The organism is Chloroflexus sp. (assembly GCF_034432675.1).
GTDB lineage: Bacteria > Chloroflexota > Chloroflexia > Chloroflexales > Chloroflexaceae > Chloroflexus.
This window is the reverse complement of the sequence record NZ_DAOUBI010000164.1, coordinates 1-6,095: the sequence shown is the minus strand read 5'-3', so window position 1 is coordinate 6,095 and position 6,095 is coordinate 1. Positions and strand designations below refer to the sequence as shown.

The 6,095-nt window shown below is 54.0% G+C and carries 6 protein-coding genes; 1 reads left to right on the top strand and 5 read right to left on the bottom strand.

Annotated features, from left to right (window positions below):
- Nucleotides 1-97: 97 nt before the first annotated feature.
- Together VAE55_RS12220 and VAE55_RS12215 are read right to left on the bottom strand one after the other, a co-directional pair.
- Nucleotides 98-1,150: a sortase gene (locus tag VAE55_RS12220; protein WP_322816058.1), complete on the bottom strand. Its 1,053-nt coding sequence runs from the start codon at nt 1,148-1,150 to the stop codon at nt 98-100.
- 22 nt (nt 1,151-1,172) lie between these two features.
- Nucleotides 1,173-2,342, bottom strand: coding sequence for a M20/M25/M40 family metallo-hydrolase (locus VAE55_RS12215; protein WP_322816057.1), 1,170 nt, complete (start codon nt 2,340-2,342; stop codon nt 1,173-1,175).
- A 943-nt stretch (nt 2,343-3,285) separates the two neighbouring features.
- On the opposite strand from VAE55_RS12215, the gene asnS reads away from it, so the two are divergent.
- The gene (asnS, locus tag VAE55_RS12210) at nt 3,286-4,608 is read left to right on the top strand and encodes an asparagine--tRNA ligase (protein WP_322816056.1); all 1,323 of its coding nucleotides are present in this window, start codon (nt 3,286-3,288) and stop codon (nt 4,606-4,608) included.
- A gap of 134 nt (nt 4,609-4,742) precedes the next feature.
- Here the strand turns inward: asnS and VAE55_RS12205 are convergent, their stop codons facing one another.
- From VAE55_RS12205 to VAE55_RS12195, 3 genes are all read right to left on the bottom strand, one after another.
- The gene (locus VAE55_RS12205; RefSeq protein ID WP_012257311.1) at nt 4,743-5,183 is read right to left on the bottom strand and encodes a hypothetical protein; all 441 of its coding nucleotides are present in this window, start codon (nt 5,181-5,183) and stop codon (nt 4,743-4,745) included.
- A gap of 78 nt (nt 5,184-5,261) precedes the next feature.
- Nucleotides 5,262-5,552, bottom strand: a complete 291-nt coding sequence (gene gatC, locus VAE55_RS12200) for an Asp-tRNA(Asn)/Glu-tRNA(Gln) amidotransferase subunit GatC (RefSeq protein ID WP_322816055.1) — start codon at nt 5,550-5,552, stop codon at nt 5,262-5,264.
- Between the two features lie 21 nt (nt 5,553-5,573).
- A partial coding sequence (locus VAE55_RS12195) for a CDP-alcohol phosphatidyltransferase family protein (RefSeq protein WP_322816054.1) occupies nt 5,574-6,095 on the bottom strand: 522 nt, incomplete at its 5' end.

Here is a 6,095-nt window from a genome sequence, read left to right as displayed (position 1 = left end):
CTCACCCGCGTCCATCCGTGTTCCACCCCTCCCCCGTCGCGCTCAACGACCCGCACCGCGGTAGTGACGTAAGGTGGCAACTTGGGTTATCTTAATTTCACGAATCGGCAACCGGTGCTGCCCGAACGATCAGGCGGTGTGAATAGACGCCGATTGGCACACAGGTGATCAGGGTCAGGGTTTCGCGACTGGTCGGCGCCAGAACCCACGTCTCATCAGGAAGCACCGTGAGCACTTCGCGCACAACATAACGCCGAATATGTCCATTGACGGTTAGCAGAACCTCATCGCCAACTGTGATGGCGGGCAATTGATTGAAGATGATGCCCCGGTAGCCGACATGACCGGCAATCACAATATTACCGGTCGTACCAGGATAGCCGCTGATCGGCCAGTAATGAACAGCCGTGTAGCGTGGTACATCCCAGGCTCCGAAAGAAAAGCCAGCGCTCACGACAGCCGTATCAACTCCGATCCGTGGCACCTGGACACGGGTAGGGCGTACCACCGACCAGGCTGCATCAGGGGTAGCCACCGTCTGCATAGCCCATTCTGGCGCCGGACTGGCTGCCAGCCATTCGCGTCCCAAATGACCGAGCAAGACTTGATAGCGGGGGGGATTCTGCGGATGCCACTCGAAACGGGCACGCTCAAAGAACTGCACCAGACGAGGCTGACCGTTGTTGTCGGTGTATTCAAACGGCTCTGAAAGCGGAAAGCCAAATGTCGGTAAGCCACCACTCGCCCACCAGAACGAACGGAACGCACCACTCAGACTGTGACCGGTCTCAGGAAAGAAATCGGCATTGGGTGGAGGGGCAGAAAGTGGCGCAAATGCCGGATGTGTCGTCAGCGCCGCCGCTGCCCACCGACCGAGATGCCCAACCTGCACCAGCGCCAGTTCAGCGTGCCATTCAAACCTGGCCCGCTCGAAGTATTGCACAGGGCGGCCATCTTCGATGAACACCTCGGTGAGGGGATAACCAAAAATCGGCAACCCTCCCTGTCGATCATAGAACTCACGAAACGCATACGCCAGCGTATGACCAGTTTCACGAAACAAGATCGGTGTGCCGGCAGCAGTATTCGCAGTAACCGGCACGGGTGAGAGGATCAACACCATCAGGAGAACAACGAGCAGTTTACGCATATGTATTGAATCCGCATCCTCATCATATCGTGTCAAGAGTATTTGCTGCCAGCGACAGCAGAAGTAGCGCCTGCATTCCCCGACTCAGATTGAACGGCAGAATATACTCATCGGTACGATGGGCATTGCCGCCATCGGTCAGACCAACACAAACCGCAGGCATCCCCAGACTCAATGGAATATTGGCATCGGTGCTGCTCTGCTGAAATGAAATCTGCGCACCGACCATTTGATAGGCTGCGACTGCGGCCTGAACCAGCGGATGTTCACGAGGAATAGCACCTGAGGGCCGATCTCCCACTTTAGTAAGCTGAATGTGCACATCCGGGTACCCAAGCGCAACTTCTTCGACCAGACGGTACACTTCATCGACCAGATCGGTGAGCGCTGCCGACGATACCGAACGTAGATCGAGGAGCATGCTGGCGTGCTGGGCAATTGTATTCACCGACGTGCCACCACTGATCGTACCGATGTTAAACGTCGTACGGGGAGTCGATGGCACCTGCAATTCGGTTAACTGGGCAGCCAGCCGAACGAGAACGTGAATGGCACTCGGGGTACCAAAATTTCCCCACGAGTGACCACCAGGGCCGGTAGCTTCAATCCGAAACCGACGTACACCAATTGCCTGATGGTGGAGCGAACCGAAATCGCAACCTTCAATGACGACCACCGTACTCAGATGGGTTCGCAAGCGCTCAACCACCCTGCGCATACCGCGGAGATCGCCCAGACCCTCTTCACCAACATTGGCCACGAACCAGATATCGCTGGTATTTGGCAGATCAAAGCGCTGATACATCTCGGCCAGGCGCAACAAGCCGGCAACACCTGCGCTATTGTCACCGATTCCGGGGCCATATACTCGTTCACCTTCATAACGAATTGAGAGATCGGTATCGGCTGGAAAAACGGTATCAAGGTGAGCCGATATCAACAGTCCTGGACGTGCGGTACTACCCGGGCGGCGGCCATACACATTTCCCAGATCATCAACCTCGACATCGTGCAGACCGAGGGCTTGCATACGCTGACTGACAAGCAATGAGCGTGGTCGTTCAGCAAACGTTGGCGCCGGAACCTGTTGAATTTCAATTGCTGTAGCTAGTGTTGGCCGGTAGTCGGCAAGATCAGTCAAAGCAGCCCGCACAGCGGGGTGAGTATACCATTGCTGAACGACAGATTTCATCGCCTGATCCTTCTGTTGTTCGATAGTTCACTCCGGATATAGATCATCTTTTGGCTGCCACGGGATGTTTTTGTCGCAAACATTATCCGTTCACGACGTATTTCCGTCGCACTTCACGCAGCATGTCGGTAAATCGCTTTGCGCGAAGAAACTGCCACTTGCGCTGCATAAGGCTCAACATGATAACCACACTCGGAAGTTGTAACACAGACGAAAGGTGATATGGTTGTTTTGTTCAGCAAAGCAGTGCATCTTCCAATGGGTAACGGTCTGAATTGCTTAGCCAACAATCTTTACCTGCGTCGTTGCATATCAACGCACACTAGCATATATCATCATGACGTTCCCTCGGACTATGTTGTTATCCCGAGCCGGCCACCGTCTGGGTGTGGTATTTGATTACGATAGTTGCCGTTGCACCGCTTTGCACTGCTGATTTCTGGATTGACAATATAGCACAGAATGCCAACACTCGCAAAGGTGTTCGACAAGCGACACCACGCTGTCAGTCTTGCCCGAAGCTGAACAAATCATAGCCCAAGTTGCTACCTTTATCACCACAGAGGTACGGAGGACACAGAGGATAGGCATAACTCGAGTTGCTACCGTAAGGCGTGAAGGAGCGTGTCTGAGGGAACTGGCTGCTATCCACATGGTTTATACAGTTCAGTTATGCTGCACGGTGTTGTGCGCAGCGTCGTGCTGTACGTGGCATGATCACAGTGTAGGTAGCAACCTGGATTATCATTATCATACCATCAGCACTAACCACGCTTCACCGACCGGATTTGACCCAGCAAACTATCGGTCAAAGGAATCTAATCACATTCGCAACCTACAATTGTGGCCTGGGCGAACACTTGCCGATCAATTTGCCAGCTATGCCAGATCGTGGCATACTGACGCTGTAGAAAGACAAGACAGATAGCGATAAGGAGCGTCTATGTCGCTGTTGCCAACTGCAACCGTTGCGACCATTGCCCGTTACGTTGGTCAGCGCGTTACTCTGGCCGGCTGGGTCTACCACAAGACCGAGAAAGGCAAATTGATCTTTATTCTCTTGCGCGACGGTAGTGGAACAATTCAATGTGTCACATTTAAGAAAAATGTCAGTGAAGAGACCTTTGCTACCGCACAATCACTCACCCAAGAGAGTTCTTGTCGTATCACCGGCAGCGTGCGAGCCGACGAGCGAGCACCGGGAGGGTATGAACTTGACGTTGAGTCAATTGAACTCATTGGCCCTAGCCACGAATATCCCATCACTCCCAAAGAGCACGGAGTTGAATTTCTGATGGCACACCGCCACCTGTGGGTACGTTCAGCGAAGCAGCACGCCATCCTGCGGATTCGGGCCGAAGTTATTGCCGCTGCCCAGGAGTGGTTGAACGAGCAGGGGTTTGTGCGCTTCGATACCCCGATCCTGACCGCGACTGCGGCTGAAGGCACCACAAATCTGTTTGCAACCGACTATTTCGATCTGGGCAAAGCCTACCTGGCCCAAACCGGTCAGCTTTACGTTGAAGCCGGTATGATGGCGTTTGGGAAGGTATACTGCTTTGGCCCAACCTTCCGCGCCGAGAAGAGCAAGACTCGCCGGCATCTAACCGAATTCTGGATGATCGAGCCGGAAGTAGCCTTCGCCGATCACGAAGACAACATGCGTCTTCAAGAGGAATTTGTCAGCGCAATTGTGGCCCGCGTGCTAGAGCGGCGACGAGACGATTTGCAGACTCTAGAGCGTGACACGACCCTGCTCGAACAGGTACGACCGCCGTTTCCACGGATTACCTACGATGAGGCTATCGAGTTGATAGCTGCGCACCAGGGGGAAGTGGAAGGTGCCGACCCATTGCCGTGGGGCGAAGATTTCGGTGCCCCTCACGAAACCTTGATTGCCTCGAAGTTTGATCGCCCGGTCTTCGTTGAACGTTTCCCATCGGCGGTTAAGGCCTTCTATATGCAACCGAACCCGGAACGTCCAGAAGTTGCATTGTGTGCCGATCTGTTGGCACCGGAGGGATACGGTGAGATTATCGGTGGTTCACAGCGCATTCACGACCCGGTCCTTCTCGAGCAACGAATCCGTGAACACGGTCTGCGTATTGAAGACTACGAGTGGTATCTCGATCTCCGCCGCTATGGGACAGTGCCACACAGTGGCTTTGGCATGGGCATTGAGCGCGTCGTAGCCTGGATTACCGGCACTCGCCACATTCGAGAAACTATCCCATTCCCACGCCAACTGTATCGCATCTATCCATAAAGGAGATACGACCGGTAGAGCTGCTTCCATCAAGCAACCAGACACAATAATCAGCGCGGAGGGGAACACTTCTTTTTTCCCCTCCGCGCTGACTGTTTTAGCTTGTACTGGAGAGCTAGATCAAACCGGAAATGTTACTGCCGTACCACCGTTCGCCGCACCTGCTCGACTGCACGTTGAGCAGTGGTCAGGTATGCCGCATAGACACCAGCCCGATTGAAAGCCAGTGGCGTCGCTGCACCAACGGCAAGAAGTGCCGGCACCCAGAAGAGAACGAAGAACTGCGCCAACCAGGCAAAGAGCAGACCACCACCGATCAGGGTATTGAGCAACGCGGTGCTTCCACGTTGAGTATACCCGTATCCTAGCAATTCACGAAGGTTAGCGATCAGGAGTAACAGCCCGGCAAATGCGCCAAAATGCATCGTTAGGCCGATGTTAAAAAACCGCATCAGAAAATACACCAGCAAGCCGAAGACAATTACGCCCAGAATGATCAGGTATACCGGCTTGACCGGATAGCCGCCGATCACAACATACGGGCGTCGAGGGCCATTACCATAATTGCCGTACATCGTCGTATCCTTTCGTAATGGATAACATCATTATTACTGCCGGTACGACGTTCACCCACGGGCAAAAGTTGCACCTGCTCATTCGTCAAACACTGCCCGTACCCGAAACATACCATCTTGCTGATCGGGGGCATTTGCCAGGGCCTGTTCCTGGGTCAACATCTCGCCTACCACATCAGGTCGCCAAACCGTCGTTAATCCGGTGACCTGCGCAGTTGGTGGCACATTGCTGACATCGACTTCCTGCAACATCTCGATATAATCAAGGATCGCCGAGAGTTGCGCCTGCATCAGAGCAATTTCTTCATCGGACAGCGCAATCCGGGCGAGTCGGGCCACGTGACGAACTTCTGCTTCAGAGAGCGCCATAGGAACCTCTATATGTTACAACTAGATAATCCCAGATTCCTTTCGCAGTTTGGGGTCGCGAGCCGAACCAACCAGCATCTGACGAGTGTGTAACAGGCGCTGTACAGCAGTAATGTGGGATGCAATACCCACTGCAATAACCGCCCATTCCAGCACCGGTCGATCAGGAAAAAACGGCATCAATATCAGACCAATGAGCAGCAGACCGAGCTTCTCCTGTCGTCCGGCAAATCCAACGTTGCAGGAAGCAAGCTTCCCGGTCGCCTCTGCTCGAGCACGGACGTAGCTAGCCATCACCATTCCAAAGATCGCAAACAGCGTCCAAACCGGTGCGACCACTCCCGATAGCATCAGCCCTCCCATGACAAAGGCCTCCGCGTAGCGGTCGGTCACGTGATCGAGCACTGTACCATACTCGCTGGCCATCCCACTTGCGCGAGCAGTTGCACCATCCAGCACGTCAGCAAATCCCATGAGCAAGATAACGACAATGCCCCACCAAAACTCACGTTGCGAGAGCAGATAACCGGCCAGCACACTGAA

Excerpts from the sequence above, each read along its gene's own strand:
- VAE55_RS12220 (WP_322816058.1), bottom strand. The coding sequence starts at position 1,150 with ATGCGTAAACTGCTCGTTGTTCTCCTGATGGTGTTGATCCTCTCACCC.
- VAE55_RS12215 (WP_322816057.1), bottom strand. The coding sequence starts at position 2,342 with ATGAAATCTGTCGTTCAGCAATGGTATACTCACCCCGCTGTGCGGGCT.
- asnS (WP_322816056.1), top strand. The coding sequence starts at position 3,286 with ATGTCGCTGTTGCCAACTGCAACCGTTGCGACCATTGCCCGTTACGTT.
- VAE55_RS12205 (WP_012257311.1), bottom strand. The coding sequence starts at position 5,183 with ATGTACGGCAATTATGGTAATGGCCCTCGACGCCCGTATGTTGTGATC.
- gatC (WP_322816055.1), bottom strand. The coding sequence starts at position 5,552 with ATGGCGCTCTCTGAAGCAGAAGTTCGTCACGTGGCCCGACTCGCCCGG.